11 protein-coding genes and 2 pseudogenes are annotated in these 16,028 nt (G+C 45.8%); 4 read left to right on the top strand and 9 right to left on the bottom strand.

Going from position 1 to position 16,028, the window contains the following annotated elements:
- Positions 1-83: 83 nt before the first annotated feature.
- A complete protein-coding gene (gene mpaA, locus AB6C75_RS15400; RefSeq protein ID WP_372108103.1) occupies positions 84-794 on the bottom strand; it encodes a murein tripeptide amidase MpaA in 711 nt (236 codons plus the stop codon).
- A gap of 149 nt (positions 795-943) precedes the next feature.
- Between mpaA and AB6C75_RS15395 the strand changes: the two genes are divergently transcribed.
- A complete protein-coding gene (locus tag AB6C75_RS15395; RefSeq protein WP_372108102.1) occupies positions 944-2,569 on the top strand; it encodes an ABC transporter substrate-binding protein in 1,626 nt (541 codons plus the stop codon).
- Between the two features lie 107 nt (positions 2,570-2,676).
- On the opposite strand, the gene AB6C75_RS15390 is transcribed toward AB6C75_RS15395, so the two are convergent.
- From AB6C75_RS15390 to AB6C75_RS15375, 4 genes and pseudogenes are all read right to left on the bottom strand, one after another.
- On the bottom strand, positions 2,677-4,101 hold the full coding sequence (locus AB6C75_RS15390) for a fructose-specific PTS transporter subunit EIIC (protein WP_372108101.1): 1,425 nt from the start codon (positions 4,099-4,101) through the stop codon (positions 2,677-2,679).
- A 13-nt stretch (positions 4,102-4,114) separates the two neighbouring features.
- Positions 4,115-4,554, bottom strand: a pseudogene (locus tag AB6C75_RS15385) (PTS sugar transporter subunit IIA).
- A gap of 266 nt (positions 4,555-4,820) precedes the next feature.
- On the bottom strand, positions 4,821-6,038 hold the full coding sequence (gene manA / locus AB6C75_RS15380; RefSeq protein WP_372108100.1) for a mannose-6-phosphate isomerase, class I: 1,218 nt from the start codon (positions 6,036-6,038) through the stop codon (positions 4,821-4,823).
- 117 nt (positions 6,039-6,155) lie between these two features.
- Positions 6,156-8,060: a fructose-specific PTS transporter subunit EIIC gene (locus AB6C75_RS15375; protein ID WP_372108099.1), complete on the bottom strand. Its 1,905-nt coding sequence runs from the start codon at positions 8,058-8,060 to the stop codon at positions 6,156-6,158.
- A 378-nt stretch (positions 8,061-8,438) separates the two neighbouring features.
- On the opposite strand from AB6C75_RS15375, the pseudogene AB6C75_RS15370 reads away from it, so the two are divergent.
- A pseudogene (locus AB6C75_RS15370) lies at positions 8,439-9,276 on the top strand (helix-turn-helix transcriptional regulator).
- 95 nt (positions 9,277-9,371) lie between these two features.
- On the opposite strand, the gene AB6C75_RS15365 reads toward AB6C75_RS15370, so the two are convergent.
- Positions 9,372-10,145, bottom strand: coding sequence for a PTS sugar transporter subunit IIA (locus AB6C75_RS15365; protein WP_372108105.1), 774 nt, complete (start codon positions 10,143-10,145; stop codon positions 9,372-9,374).
- A gap of 7 nt (positions 10,146-10,152) precedes the next feature.
- Entirely contained in the window at positions 10,153-10,455 is a 303-nt protein-coding gene (locus AB6C75_RS15360) for a PTS fructose transporter subunit IIB (protein WP_009846233.1), read from the bottom strand.
- A gap of 243 nt (positions 10,456-10,698) precedes the next feature.
- Here AB6C75_RS15360 and AB6C75_RS15355 point away from each other — a divergent pair, with 243 nt between their 5' ends.
- Positions 10,699-12,564, top strand: a complete 1,866-nt coding sequence (locus AB6C75_RS15355; protein WP_372108098.1) for a fructose-specific PTS transporter subunit EIIC — start codon at positions 10,699-10,701, stop codon at positions 12,562-12,564.
- 111 nt (positions 12,565-12,675) lie between these two features.
- On the opposite strand, the gene AB6C75_RS15350 is transcribed toward AB6C75_RS15355, so the two are convergent.
- Both AB6C75_RS15350 and AB6C75_RS15345 read right to left on the bottom strand, forming a co-directional pair.
- Complete coding sequence (locus tag AB6C75_RS15350) at positions 12,676-13,260, bottom strand: TetR/AcrR family transcriptional regulator (protein WP_372108097.1); 585 nt, start codon at positions 13,258-13,260, stop codon at positions 12,676-12,678.
- 127 nt (positions 13,261-13,387) lie between these two features.
- A complete protein-coding gene (locus AB6C75_RS15345; protein ID WP_012601113.1) occupies positions 13,388-13,561 on the bottom strand; it encodes a hypothetical protein in 174 nt (57 codons plus the stop codon).
- A gap of 425 nt (positions 13,562-13,986) precedes the next feature.
- Here AB6C75_RS15345 and AB6C75_RS15340 point away from each other — a divergent pair, with 425 nt between their 5' ends.
- Entirely contained in the window at positions 13,987-15,966 is a 1,980-nt protein-coding gene (locus AB6C75_RS15340) for a methyl-accepting chemotaxis protein (RefSeq protein ID WP_372108096.1), read from the top strand.
- Positions 15,967-16,028 lie beyond the last annotated feature (62 nt).

Raw genomic sequence — 16,028 nt, 5'->3', positions numbered from 1 at the left:
GAAATACGCGAAACGGGGTAGTTCTATCTTTAAATTTAATTACGCAACAAAGCCACCTCATTCCTGTCCAAAAACGTGTTTGTCTAAACAGCTCCCTCACCCCCCAACACAGCCACAAACGCATCCAGATATTGCTCTATAGTCAGATCTGCAGAAACGGGCGGCAGCTCTACGGTAATACACGGTAGGTTTCTTTCTTGGCACCAAGTGCCGAATGAGCCTGGGGTTTCGTAATCAACGTCTTCTACGAGTGGTAGGTTGAACTGCTTGCCTAACCAAGAGGCGAGTTCGGATTGAGCTGGGTCATCGATCATGGCGAGTGGTTCGTGGAAAGAGATGACGAACTTGGGTTGGCGTTGTTCAATGAGGTTGATGAGCGATTGCACTTCCGGTTCAAGCTGATCGGCTTGGCCGGTTTTAACTTTTACATCTCTGACTGGTGTGTGTGAACTCCAGCGATAGACGGTGTCGTTTTCTGTCCAGTTTTGCGTAGGGAAAGCGCGGTTTAGATCGACTTGGTTTGCGTTGGCGCGAGTGCCTAGTTGATTGCCGTCAGGGTTCATCGATAAGATCACATCGTGTCGTAAATTGGCGGCTGGCAAGCTTCTTAGCGCACAAGATAATCCTGCAATAGAAGCGGTCTCATCGCCGTGTGTGCCTGCTAAAATCAGCCCGCGAAATTCACTTTCTATTTGTGCGGGGAAGTAGAGTAAGGGTGCACCCAACACCGATTTTCCATATGACAGCGGCTTTATCGAAAACGCAGCTCTTTCCGTTCTTGGAATTAAACTCACCTTAATCTCCTGATTGATCAAGTAGTATCAAAGTGTCACTACTATTTAGATGACCTCTATTAAATAAACCATAGCGTCAAAACTCGTCAACCGTCGCATTGTTAATTTTATTACTTTGCTTCAAAGATAGGCTAGGAGAGCAAAAAAACATGGATTTTAAAAAACATTCAACGGCTTTACTCATTTCATCTTTATTGACCCCTTTTATCTCAGTGACTGCCGTTGCTGAAACCTTACCTGCTGGTGTTTCACTGGCAAAAGAGCAACATTTGGTGCGAGCCAATGATGCAGAAGCTGCGACACTCGATCCGGCAAAGGCAGAAGGCTTGCCTGAAATGCACATTCTACGTGACCTGTTTGAAGGTTTAGTGATCCAAGACCGCGATGGCAACATCACTCCAGGTGTCGCGGAATCTTGGGAAACCGAAGACAACCAGACGTTTGTATTCCACCTGCGTAAAGACGCGAAATGGTCGAATGGCGATCCGGTGACAGCCGATGATTTCGTGTATGCGATAAGACGCGCGGTCGACCCAAAGCTTGCTTCGCCAAATGTGTGGTATCTCAAGCTAACTCAAATCAAAAATATCGCTGATGTGGCAGAAGGTAAGAAGCCTGTTGAAGAGCTCGGTATCTCGGCTGTTGATAAGCATACGGTGAAATTCGAACTCGATAGCAAAGTGCCTTACTTTGTGGCGATGACAGGCCATACATCGATGATGCCCGTTCACAAGGCAACGCTAGAAAACAGCGATAAGCCGTGGAGCGATCCGAAGCAGTTTGTTGGCAATGGTGCGTTTGTTTTAGGCGAGTGGGTGGTGAACGAACGCATTGAACTGGAGAAGAACCCTAACTATTGGGACAGTTCAGATACGCACTTAACCCAAGTGACTTACATTCCGTTTGAGAACCAGAATGCGTCGATTAATCGCTATGCGGTGGGCGAGGTCGATATCACGTCTGATGTGCCGACACACATGGCGCAGCAGCTAAAAATGAAATATCAAGACGCGTATACAGCGGTACCTTTATTGTGTACATACTATTACGCGTTCAATACCACGCGCCCTCCGTTTGATGATGCGCGAGTGCGTAAAGCGGTGTCTTATTCCATGATGCGCAATGTGATTACTAATGGCGTGACTCAAGTAGGTAACTTACCGGCTTATACCTTTGCTCATGAATACACGGCAGGTTTTGATGCCACTCAACCTGAGTACAGTACATGGATTCAAAGGGAGCGTGACCAAAAGGCGAAAGAGTTGCTGAAAGAAGCCGGGTACGATGCTTCTAACCCGTTAGATTTTAAATTGCTTTACAACACCAGTGAATCGAATAAGTCGATTTCGGTGGCGATTGCATCCATGCTGAAAAGTAACCTAGGCGCGCAAGTTGAGTTGGAAAACCAAGAGTGGAAGTCTTACTTAGTATCACGTCGCCAAGGTGATTTTGATGTGATGCGAGCATCTTGGTGTGGTGATTACAATGAAGCGTCGACCTTCTTAAGCCTTCTGCGTTCTGAATCTTCAGGCAACTTTGCTCGTTACAACAACGACAAGTACGACTCAGCAATGGATAGCGCATTGGCTGCAACTAATGAGCAAGAACGCCAAGGTTTCTATGACCAAGCGGAGCAGTTACTGGCTGAAGACATGCCGATCGCGCCAATCTACTACTACATGCAAGCTCGCCTAGTGCGACCAAGTGTCGGTGGCTTTGCGAAGAACAACGTAGAAGGCCGAATCTATTCTAAGGATCTTTATATCAAGCAGTAAAAAGCTTTGAACATTATATAAATATAAAATCCCCACTCGCTGACAAGGCGAATGGGGGTTTTAGTTACTAGGGGGTAGTAATTTTATCTTCTAACTTGTTTCAGGTTTTAAATAGCCACCATGTCCGCGGCTTTCTTCATCGCTTCTTTCGTTGAACACTCAATCACGTTCGCGTTAGCAAAGCGGTGAGCGTCTTTCACTTGAATATCGTGAGCCAAGATAACTAGCTTCGCGTTCGCTACATCTAGGTCGGTGATGCGGTTCTGAATACCGTTTTGACCTTGAGTTTCTACCTTAATCTTAAGGCCTGCTGCTAAGCCTGCTTTCTCTAGTGCTTTTGCCGCCATGAAGGTGTGTGCAACACCAGAAGGGCAACATGTTACGGCTACGATGTCGTACTCGCCTTCGCCTGCTACAGGAGCTGTTTGAGCTTGTACTGGCGCTTCAACCATGTCTTCTTCTGTTTCAACCGCTACTGGCTTCCAGAAGCCAACGATAACCGCTGTGGTTAGCGAGCCAAGTGCAATACCGACGACGTACATTGGAATGTTGCTTGATACTGGCGCAGTGATTAGGCCGCCCCACGGTGCGTGCAGTAGAACATCTGTCATGAAGCCGAATACACAGCCCACGATACCACCGGCAACGATTGAAGGAAGTACGCGCATTGGGTCGTTCGCTGCGAATGGGATAGCACCTTCAGAGATACCGATAGAACCCATGATTGCTGCTGCTTTACCTGCTTCTTGCTCTTGTTTAGAGAACTTGTTTTTGAATAGGAAAGTCGCCAATGCCATGCCTAGAGGTGGTGTACAAATCGCGATGCCTACGCCGCCCATTAGCCATGGTTGTGTGTCTACTTGAGTTTGAGCAAATAGGGTCGCTACTTTGTTGATAGGGCCGCCCATATCAAACGCCGTCATACCACCAAGGATTGTGCCCAGAACCATCTTAGACGCGCCAGCCATTGAAGCTAAGAACTCGTTCATTGAAGACATGAACAGTTTGATTGGCTCACCGATGCCCCACAGTACGATACCTGCAGAGATTAATGTGCCTAGAAGCGGGTAAATGAAGTAAGCACCCAGCGCTGTCATGTTCGCAGAAAGCGGGATCTTCTTAAGTTGGAACACCACGCCACCGGCGATAAAGCCTGCCACGATACAACCAAGGAAGCCGCCGCCCATATCAGCCATGATGCCAGAAGAGATCATCGCAGGTGCCAGTGCCGGTTTATCTGCAATTGAGTAACCAATAAAGCCGCCAAGAATGATTGGGAAAAGAACAAGGCCTTTGATACCGATATTAGAGATGTCTGCTAGCAGGCCGTCTGCAGGTACAGCGCCTTTGCCTGATGCCATTACCGCTAAAGCCAATAGAACACCACCGGCTACGATGAAAGGTAGCATGTGTGATGTACCGAAAAGCAGATGGCCTTTCATGGTGCTAAGGATATTTTTAAAGTCGCTACTACTGTTTTTGTTATTAGAATTACTACTGGTATTCGTAGCTTGAGTTGTTAGGGTGCTCATAATTTTCTACGCCTTATGAATTAATTAAAATATTAAGGATTTGTTGTTCGTCTTTTGCGTTATGTATATCTTGAATAAATTCATCGCTGAATTTTCCAAATAATTCTTGTAGTACATAAATATGATGGTCAGCACCGTTATCTGGTGATGCAATCATAAAAAATACCGTTGGGTTAATGCCGTCTTCATCGCCATACTCAATACCTTCACGTTTTACACCGACAGCAATGGCAGGCTCAGTAACCGCTTGGTTTTTGGAGTGAGGGTAAGCGATGCCATCCATTGAGGTGATACTTTGAGATTCACGAATTTCAATACCTGATAGGAAAGTATCTTTGCAATTGATTCGGTTGTTCTCAAATACATGCCCGCCAATTCTTCAAACAGTTCTTTTTTATTATTCGCTTGAAGATTGTTATTAATTAAGTTGACGTTAGTTAGCTGTGTGATCATTTATTAACTCATTCACTATTGAAGTTCTTGAATTAAAATTAATGGATTAACCCGATTCGCGAAATAGCAAATAAAAGCCCTTCACTGTACATTTGTATCCAGCAAAATTAAGTGTGATTTGCATCATTAATGCAGTGTGAGATGGGTCATATTTGATGCTGTAGTTCGGTGCTGAAATAACTTTCTGTAGGAACAAAAATGCCCCGCAAAGCAGGGCATGATCAGTGTTTGTATTTACTCGGGAGAGCTAGATTTACTTTGTAGAGCTAGCTGTAAGCGCGCGCCACACGTCCAACGCAGTTCAGTTTGTAACTCTCAGCATAAGCAGGAATAAACACCGACTGGCCTTTCTCTATCACGCAGGTTTCACCACATTGGTGAGTGAGCACCATGGACTCGTCGAGTGGTAGTAGGATCTCGGCGCCTTCGGTAGTGATCTTTCTCTGGTGAGAATTCTGCACGATAGAGAACTTAAAATCCTCGACTGGAATTTGATATTCCATCACATCACCTTGCTCAATCGGGCTGAGCAGTAATCTATCCGCAGGTTTTTCATTAAATCGAGTACAAGAAACCAGTTCGTTCACGTCCATGTACTTAGGCGTTAACCCGGCACGCAGCACATTGTCTGAGTTCGCCATGATCTCTAAGCCTGTACCCTTGATGTAAGCATGGGGAGTCTCAGCGTCTAGATACATGGCTTGCCCCGGCTTTAGGGTAATCACGTTCAATAACAGCGGAGCAAACAGGCCGACATCACCTGGGTATTGATCTTCCAGTTCTGAAATCAATTGGAATACACGTTTATCAGAAAGCTTGGCCTTCATGATCAACATGGTAAGCGCCATGCCTTTTTGCTCACCTTCCAGAGACAACAAGCTTGCAAAGAAGCAGGCTAAGCCATTCGGTGTTTGGTCGCCCTCGAGATCGTTGACCATCGAATGCAACTCAGGAATATCGAGGTAGTGGAAGTGCTCAAGGATCTCGTTGATAGACCTGAAACCGTTCATTGCGGTGTAGTCGGTTAATGCATACACCAGTTCTGGCTTGTGATTAGGATCCTTGTAGTTACGGTTACCCGCTGTCATTGGAATGCCTTGTTGCTCTTCTAGTGCATATCCAGATTCCGCTTGTTGCTTGTTCGGGTGTACTTGAACAGACAGCGCTTTCTCTGCTGCTAACACCTTAAACAGATACGGAAGTTCACCAAAACGGCTCGCGACTTTCTCACTTAGAAACAGGTTTAGGTTCTTAGAAATCAAGCTAGACAATGTGGTCTGCTGCCCGTTGTCGTTCACCATTGAGCAGCCATTCGGGTGAGCGCCCATCCAGATCTCCGCTTGTGGCTCACCTGATTGGTTATCAATACCAAACAGTTGGCTAAACGAAGAAGGGCTACCCCATGCGTAGTTTTGAATCACGTTAGTCATAGGGTAGAAAAAGCGTTGTACGAACGAGTCGTTCGCTAAAGAAAAATCAGACATCGAAATCACCATGAAGGGAAACATGGCTTGAGCTGTAATCGACTTATTCGTTGTTAAAAGTATTAGTTACTAAAAACAGTAGGGTCGAAGGGCTCAAGCCATTGGAGTTGAAATGGCTTAAGCCGCTGCTGTCGTTAGCTTGGCTTTGCGTAGATTCTTAAGCGCAATACAAGTAACCGCTGTTACGCCCGCACCTGATGCCATGCACAGCAGTGCCAGCATTGGGTAGTTCATTGCGCCTAGTAGAGCGACAACTGGACCACCGTGAGCCACGCTGTTGGTGATACCGAATGAGAACGCCATAACAGCGGCAGTCATTGAACCAAGTACGTTGGCAGGGATAACCGACATCGGATCTTGAGCCGCGAAAGGAATCGCACCTTCTGATATACCCACCAAGCCCATTGCGCCTGCAGCTTTACCTGCTTCGATTTCAGAAGATTCAAACAGGTCGAACTTGCGGCCAAGTCTGGTTGCGATGGCCATACCCAGTGGAGCCACAGGAATTGCACACGCCATCGCACCCATGAATTGAGTTTGACCGCTGGCAATCATGCCGACCGAGAAAAGGAATGCCACCTTGTTGAATGGACCGCCCATATCGAAACCGGCCATGCCACCAAGGACGATGCCAAGCAGAACCACGTTGCCTGTGCTCATGCTCGTTAGTAGTGCAGTAAGAGCATCCATCAGCCCAGCGATAGGTGCACCGATAACAAAAATGAACAGACCTGCGATGAACAAAGAGCCAGTGATCGGAGCGATCATGATAGGTACAAGCGGTTGAACGAATTTGTGGTAGTTAAACGAGGTGATCCATTTAACGAAGTAACCCACCAATAGACCTGCGATGATTGCACCAATGAAGCCAGTGCCTGCGTCAGCGCCGTAGAAAGAACCGTTGTTGGCAATCCAACCACCAATCAAACCTGGGGTTAGAGCAGGGCGGTCAGCAATCGCGTAAGCAATGTAGCCCGCCAATATTGGGATCATCAATGTGAAGGCAACCACACCGACTTCTAGGATTTGGTTCCACATGCTGCCAGCAGGAATTGCCATGCCTGATTCACTTGGCTCGCCGCCAATCGCCAGTGCAAGGGCAATCAATAGGCCGCCAGTGACTACGAATGGGATCATGTGTGATACGCCATTCATCAGGTAACGATAAAGGTCTGAACGCGCTTGTGAGGCTTTTTCTACAACGGATTGGTTGGCCGGCGTTTGTTCTGCTTGATAGCTTGGCGCGTTGAGTGCTTGCTTGATCAAGCTTTGTGCGTCTTTGATTGGTGCTTTTACGTTGGTGCTGATGACGCGTTTTCCGGTAAAGCGAGCCATGTCGACCTGTTTATCACAAGCCACGACAATCGCGTCTGCACGTTCGATCTCTTCTTGAGTCGGGCTGTTTTTAACACCAATAGAACCGTTAGTTTCGACCTTGATGTCGTAGCCAAGAGCCGCTGCGCCTTTCTCTAGCGCTTCAGCTGCCAAATAAGTGTGTGCAACGCCAGCTGGGCAGCCTGTCACACCAATGATGAAGCCTTGTTTCTCAACGTTGTTTTCCGTTTCTGAAGGCTCAGGTTTGCTAAGCAGTAGTTCTAATGCTTCTTGTTCAGATTGAGCATTCATGAAGCTTTCGATAAAGCCTTCTTCAATCAGTTTTGAAGAAAGCTCTGCCAATACTTCAATATGGTGATTATCGCCGCCATCAGGAGAAGCAATCATGAAGAACAGTTTTGATGGCTGAACGTCATCGGCGCCGTACTCGATACCCTGCTTGTGGACGCCGATAACAACCGCGGGTTTGATCACCGCGCTGCTTTTCGCATGTGGCAGGGCAATGCCTTCTTCAAACCCTGTATTACCTTGTTCTTCACGCGCCTTAATGTCGGCAAGAAACTGTGCTTTGTCTGAGATTCTTCCTTGTGCGTACAGCACGTCTATCAGCTCTTTAAATACGTCTTCTTTTGAATTAGCGCTAAGCGAAAGCTTAATCAAATTTTGATTGATCAATGTCGTGATCATAATGAACCCCTACTCTGTTTTTATTTTGTTAGAGGTATTCTGGAATCTACGGCTTGCCTTCTGTAGTGAAGAAAAAACGCATTTACTGGATGATTGTTGCGTTATAAGTGGAGTGTGATTTTGATCGGTCGAGTGGTCGTTTTTAGGGCGGTGTTGACAGAGTTTAAGATGTGTTGAGGCTTTTATTTATAAGGGCTGTAGCGTATTTGTTTATCAGAGCAGGAACATTCTAGGTCAGTTTCGTTACTGGAAATTTATTTCCGTGACTGGATTTTTGTAGCCTAGATCTCAAATTGTGATTTTGCTCAATAGCGCTATGTTTCACTAAGGGGTATATCTATTCCCGTAGCCTTATTGCTGCCCATTAGAGTTCGAATAATGATATTTCATGACTTAATCTCGTCTGTATTAAATGAGCGAGAACCGTTTCATAACATCTGGTTTGCTGGAGATTTTCACACGCCTTCAGCATGCAGTTATCAGGTGAACTTTCCACGTTTAGAGCTGGTGCTAGACGGAGAGTATATTAATGAAATGGAGAGTCATGATCGCAAAATAACCAACGTTATCGCCAAAGCCGGAGACGCGATTTTCATCCCACCCAACTGTTGGAACAAGCCAAACTGGGATACTGACTGCTCGGTGTTGAGCATGTTGTTTGGTCGTCGTCAGCTTGGTTTAAGTTTGGTGAGTAAGCGCAAAGGCGAGGAGAGCTTTTACGATATCCAAAAACACAGTATTCAGACTCGCTCTGGGTTTGCAATTGATAACATTTTGGAGGCGCTCAGCTCACTAGCGAGAGAGTAACAAGCAGCCGATGGATGAGTTATTGCTGCAAGCTCTACTGCAATACAGTAAAACCATGCTGGAAGTGCCCGTAGAAAAATCTCATAGCCGAGTACAGGATGTGTATCAGGGGATTTGTATCTACATTCAAGAAAACTTCCACCGCCAGATCACCCGAGACAGCATTGCCTCACGCTTTAGTATTTCATCCAATCACTTGTCGCGAATGTTCCGTCAACAAGGCCACATGACGCTGGCAGAATACATCACCCGAGTCCGTGTTGACCGCGCCAAATTCATGCTCAAGAAGTACAATTTCAAGCTCAATGAAGTGGCATTACGTTGCGGCTTTAAGGATGTGAACTACTTCTGTCGAGTATTTAAGAATCGCACCGGTAGAACGCCGACTGAATATCGAGGCTCTATCTAACGAGTCAGCTCAATTTCATAAACCTGACTTGTTGAGGCAGACAAGCGAGCGAGCGGCTGGGCTATTGAGTAAGGATCGTGAACGGGTTACAAGCACTAAAGCAGGCGAGATGAGATATACATCAGCAAGGCTTGTAAATCGACACTGCTTCGAGTCTTTTGCAAACGCTCGTTGACCTGATCGTGAAGTAGGTTTCTAGTTAGGTTGGTAGCCGCCACAATGTGTTCACGTTGCGGCTTGGTTGGCAGTACTAAAGCGATAGCAACGTGTACTTGGCCAATTTGAGGTGCCCAGTCAATCGGGTTGTCACTGACGATCACCGCGATCGAGAGATCTTGAGTAGATTCAAACATCACATGGGGCAGTGCGATACCTGGTGACACGCAGGTTGAAGAGCGTTCTTCTCGCTTAATGAAAGCCAAAATCAGCTCATCTGGATCTTCTGGATAAACGAGGTGAGCGAGCCCTTTCAAGCACTCAAATTTTGTCAGTTGAGTTTGCGCCTTAGCGTGGTGCCACTTGATGTCACAAGGCGGGCATATCTGAGGCATACGCTGGATTAAGTCGTTCGAGAACTCATGATTCACTTGTGAGCCAACCATGTCGTAATGCTCAGCAATCACGTCTTTTATTACAAAACATGCGAGTTCAGCATCAATACCTACTGCGGTGATCTGGCATAAATCGCCACGAAGTAAACCCACTTGTAACATCGCGACAGATTTGGAGAGATCAGCGGTTCGATTTTGAGTGATGTTGATAATGCGGATGTTGCTTTTGAACTTCTTCGCTAAACGAGTCAACGGCTGCGCGACGTGTGAGTTCGCGGCAGGATCGTCAACGAAGAAGGTGATCTGATATTCATTCATGAAAGGTTTAAGTTCGACAATGCTTGATAAAGACTTTATCGACACTCAATAACACCTCTTCCATTGGAATGAATACGGTTTTCGCGGGGTCAAATCGACTTGGTTGTTCGATGTCGATATCAGAGACGATCAACACTTTGTCTGCGAGGGTAATATCCTGGCCTGTCAGTAAGTTTTCAATCCCCATAGCGCCTTGAGTCTCAACCTTGATTGAAACATTGAATTTTGGGGCTGTTTTATTTAGTGCATCAGCTGCCATATAGGTGTGCGCAATGCCTGTAGGGCACGCAGTTACCGCTACAATTCTCATTATTATTCTCGGTGTGCTTAGATCGACAGTTTACTTGGACCGATGGGACTATCTGAATCTAGGAAGTTTATGGATTCCCGTTTTTAATTCAAAGGTGAACGTCACACTCTTGCTTCTTGGTTACAATTATCCAGTTAATGCGCCTTTCGTCCTATATATCGAGCGGGATTGCATCGTTAATCTTTTCATATCATTAACCTCTTTATCTCATTTACTCAAATTGGTACTCGGACGAGGCAGCACATGGACATCACTGACATTATAGAGCCGGAGATTATCTGTCTGGATTTAAAGGCAGACTCAAAACAGGCGGTATTTGAAGAGCTTGTCGAACTGCTTGACCGCGCAGGTAAGCTCTCCAATAAAAGTGAATTCCTTGATGATATCTGGAAGCGTGAGGCTATCGGCAATACGGGCTTTGATGATGGTATTGCGATTCCACACGCGAAAAGCACTGCTGTAGCTAAACCTGCTGTGGCGGTAGGTATTAGCCGAACGGGTGTCGATTATGGCGCAGACGGCGGCGAACTGTCGGATGTGTTTTTTATGCTCGCGTCGCCAGACAATAGCGATGATCATCATATTGAGGTTCTGGCTCAGATCTCAACTCGATTGATCGAAGATGGTTTTGTTACAAAATTAAAGGCGGTAGAGTCGGTCGAGGAAGCTCAAGAGCTGTTTCTCGAAGCGAATTCTGAATCTTTCGATAGCTACGCTTCTAGTCATCATGAAGTTTACAGCGAACCATTAAGCCCTTGGGCACAATCTCTTAATCGTCTTAAAGAACACTTGTTGTACGGTACTTCGCACATGATCCCATTCGTGGTCGCGGGTGGGGTACTTTTGTCTTTGTCGGTAATGATGTCTGGTCATGGCGCTGTGCCTGAGAGCGGCGTTCTGGCTGACATAGCACAAATGGGTATCGCGGGTTTGACTTTGTTTACTGCGGTACTCGGTGGTTATATCGCGTATTCGATGGCCGACAAACCGGGCTTAGCTCCGGGCATGATTGGTTCTTGGCTCGCAGTGAATCAGTACAGTACCGGTTTCCTTGGTGCAATTGTGGTCGGATTCTTCGCTGGCTTTGTGGTGAATCTACTTAAGAAGATCAAACTGCCAGACAGTATGATCTCGCTGAGTTCGATCTTCATCTATCCATTAGTCGGCACCTTTGTAACCTGTGGGGCGGTGATGTGGGTGATTGGCTCTCCTATCGCGTATGTGATGCTTGAGATGAACCAAATGCTGACTGGCATGGCAGGCTCAGGAAAAGTGGTGCTAGGCAGTATTTTAGGGGCGATGACGGCCTTTGATATGGGCGGCCCAATCAACAAAGTGGCGACGCTGTTTGCTCAAACGCAGGTGAACACTCAACCTTGGCTAATGGGCGGCGTCGGTATTGCCATTTGTACGCCACCATTAGGTATGGCTCTTGCCACTTTCATATCACCTAAGAAATTTAAAAGAGACGAGCGTGAAGCGGGTAAAGCCGCCGGTATCATGGGAATGATCGGCATCAGTGAAGGCGCGATTCCTTTTGCTGCCGCCGACCCTGCGCGAGTTCTGCCCGCTGTTGTTGCTGGTGGAATTGTTGGTAATGTGGTTGGCTTTATGTTCCATGTCATCAACCATGCACCATGGGGCGGCTGGATAGTGTTGCCGGTGGTTGATGGCAAAATTGGCTATATCGTCGGGACATTAGCAGGAGCACTGACGACGGCTCTGATCGTGATACTACTGAAAAAGAACGTGGTCGAAGGTGAAGCAAGTTCTAATCAGTTTACGGGTGGCTCGATAACGGAAGAAGGACAAGCGGATGTATTGGCGATCACTTCGTGTCCATCTGGTGTCGCTCATACGTTTCTTGCGGCTAAGTCTTTGGAAAAGGCGGCTCATCATCTTGGGGTTCGGATTAAAGTCGAAACGCAGGGGGCCAACGGAATCGGCAATCGCATTACACAGAAAGACATTGAGCGGGCAAGGTTGGTGATTTTTGCTCATGATGTGGCAATTAAAGAGATCGAACGCTTTGCGAACGTGAAAACCTTAGATGTCAGTACTAAGGAAGCGATGCTTAATGCGCAGGCGTTGATTATGAGGAAAGTATAAAAGCAATCGGCTTTAAGATTGGCTGAAAAGCAATAAATAAAAAGACGCCCAAGTATTAGTAGTAATACTTGGGCGTCTTTTTGTAGATCTGAGTCTATATACGCTCAGTTGCTAAAAAGGGTGGTACTTGAAGATGTCTTCAACCATTGAGTTGAGTAGTTCTGTGTCATCGCAGGTTTTTGCATAAGTGCGTAGCCCTGCAATTTGAACCTGAACGTGGCGAGCAAGTTGAGGAGGTTCGCGTTCTTTGCTGATCTCACCAAGTTCTTGCGCTTCGGCAATCAGCTTAGCGAACTCGCCTTCCATGATCTTCAGTGATTTCTTGGCTTCTTCTAATAATTCAGCGTGCTCATCCGTCAGTTCAGCTACTGTTTTAGCCAGCATACACATGCCGTTAGGCGCGCTTTTTTTCGATTCGACAACGGCACGTTTTACGAAGTTTTCTAGTGCTTTGATTGGAGAGTCGGTTTCGCTGCGAAAGCGGTTCAAATTGTGAATGCCGAGTTCGGTATAGCGAGCCAATGTCTCTTTAAACAAGCCTTCTTTGCTGCCAAAAGCCGCATAAATACTGCCGGGACGCATATCAATCACGTCCTGTAGATTGCGCATAGAAGTTGCGTGAAAGCCCTTTTCCCAATACAGGTTAGTCGCTTTATCTACTACGTCTTGTCTATCGAACTTCGCTGTCTTGGCCATAACATCTACTTCATTAATCTGAACATATGTTCAATATTTTAAGATGAACACTCGTTCTAGTAAAGGAGTGTCTGGTTACTCTGGCAATCTCGCAAAGATCGATAGCATTAATCGGTAATAAAAAACTCTAATCATCAACAACTTCGACGGTTTTATGTTGTGCGCCGTAATAGGTACCTTCATCGATGGTGTACATCAGCGTTTCTTTGCACTCTGGGCAATCGAATTCTTCATTGGGTTCGATTGCTTCCTCTTCTACCCATTCCCATCCAATGTGTTCTTCGCAAGCGGGGCAATCCATAAAAATACCTCTCAGCTGTTGTCGCATATTTACTGCGAGCTTCTACTTAATAAGCTCGGCAGTATACATATTTGAGACTGAATATATAGATGCTCGTGAGTGAACAGCTTGGTAAGGGTTACACAGTGAGTGCTGGTCTACCACTTTATGATTATGCAGTATGTGTCAATTTTTAGTCACTGCGTCAGAGGAATGTTGTTACACGTATTTTTCGTCTGGTTAAGTCAGATAGTTAACAGTTTTATTCATAAATCAATGAGTTTTATAAGGTTAAATGTTAACGTCCTCTGCGCTGAACTGTGTAGTTAGGTCATGGTTTACATAGGTCAGCTTGAATAATTATAGAGTCACAATTAAGGCGCACCCGTTAGAAGGAAGCCAAATTCGATGACTGAGAAGATTTGTTAGTTGTTAGGGAAATAATAATGAATTTAACCGATATGTCATTTAAGCAAAAAATCATCGCTTTGCTTATCTTACCGATCTTAGGGTTTTTATGGCTTAGTGTTTCTGCCATTTCAAAAGGCGTAGAAACCACCAGTGAAATGTCGTCATTAAACCAACTTACGCGTTTGTCGGTAGTGTACAGTGAGTTGGTGCACGAGTTACAGAAAGAGCGTGGTATGACGGCTGGTTTTATCGGGTCACAGGGAAACAAGTTTGGCAGTGAGCTAAAAGCACAAAGAATTAACGCAGACAGCAAACGCAATCAAAGAACCGAGTACTGGCAGTCTGAAGAAATCGGCTTATCGCAGATCGCGCGTCTGAATACTGAAATCAGCCAAAGTCTCAACCAAATTACTTCGATTCGCAATAGAGTGGATTCTCAATCAATTCCGCTTTCTGAAGCATTAGCTTACTACACCAAACTTAATGCTAAGTTATTGAGTGTATCTGCATTAATTGCTGAGCTAAGTACTGATGCCACCATCACGACAGAAACCATCGCCTACTATAACTTTCTACAAGGCAAAGAGCGTGCGGGTATCGAACGTGCGGTTCTCAACAACACCTTTTCTAAAAATGAATTTGGCCCGGGTATGCTGGTTAAATTCATCTCTTTGGTAACCGAGCAAAATACATATTTTGCGAACTTTGAAGTTTTTGGTAACCCAGATAACGTTGATTTCTTTAAACAGCAACTGAATGATCGCTCGGTGGCTGAAGTGGAAAAACTTCGTGATGTGGCTGAATCGAAAATGAGTGGTTTTGATGTCGATCCTGTTTATTGGTTTGCTCAATCGACGGCACGAATTGTTCAGCTGAAGAAGACTGAAAATCAGTTAGCAGAGTCTCTTATTACACTGACGGATCAGAAAACTCAGCAAGCTCAATCAGCAATGATGGGCAGCATTGTGGTGTTTGTTGTGATCACTTTGTTCGCAACTTTTGTTAGCTTCAAAGCCATTACTGATTTAACGACTCGAGTTAAAGATCTAACGCGAGTACTTTCTAAAGTCCGAAATGACAATGACTTAACCGTTCGTGCGACTTACGAAGGTAATAGTGAGCTGGGTCAAATCTCATCGTCGCTTAATGAAACATTAGAGAAGTTTTCTCAAGTTATCGATAACCTATCTCAATCTAGCCTGACACTTGCTTCAGCAGCAGAAGAGACGGCGCAAACTTGCCAATACAACTCAAGCACCTTAGTTGAACAGCAAGACCAGATTGGCTTGATTGCGACAGCAACAGAAGAGCTATCAGCGACGGTGAATGAAGTCGCGGCTAAAACACAGCAAACGGCAAGTTCAGCGAAGATCGCTGATGAACAATCACAGCAAGGCTTAAGCACGGTTCAACAATCTTATGAGTCGATAGAAACCTTGGCTTCTGAGATTAACGGCCTCGCTGAAAAAATCACTCATCTACACGAAAGCAGCAACAATATTAACAGTGTGATTGATGTGATTAAATCCGTTGCCGAACAAACCAATTTGTTAGCGTTAAATGCAGCGATTGAAGCCGCTCGAGCTGGTGAACAAGGTCGTGGTTTTGCTGTCGTAGCCGATGAAGTTCGTACTTTGGCTCAGCGTACGCAACAGTCCACTTCGGAAATTGAAGGCTTCATTAACTCGCTACAATCTGACGTACAGACAGCATTCAATGTGATTGATAACAGCAAGAAGATGTCTTCAAGAGCGGTTGAAGACTCACGAGGAGTAGAACAGACCCTGCAAGATATTTCAGGGGCTGTGAGCGAAATATTCAGCATGGCAGAGCAGATCGCAACCGCAACTGAAGAGCAAGCAGTAGTGACTCAAGATATTGCTCAGAACGTTGTCGCGGTAGAGCAGAAGTCGACAGAATCTACGACAGGCGCAACGCAAATTGCTGCAACAGCGAAAGAGCAGGCTGAGTTGGCAACATCGCTGAAAGAGCTCTCGAATACGTTTAAGAGTTAGCAACTCAGAGCTAGAAGCTTTCTATCGCATATAAAAAATGTCCCGCCTAGTGCGGGACATTT

The organism is Vibrio sp. 10N.237.312.B06 (genome assembly GCF_041464685.1).
Taxonomy (GTDB): domain Bacteria; phylum Pseudomonadota; class Gammaproteobacteria; order Enterobacterales; family Vibrionaceae; genus Vibrio; species Vibrio tasmaniensis_A.
Note: the sequence above shows the minus strand (reverse complement) of the source record. Positions and strands in the feature narration are given on the sequence as shown.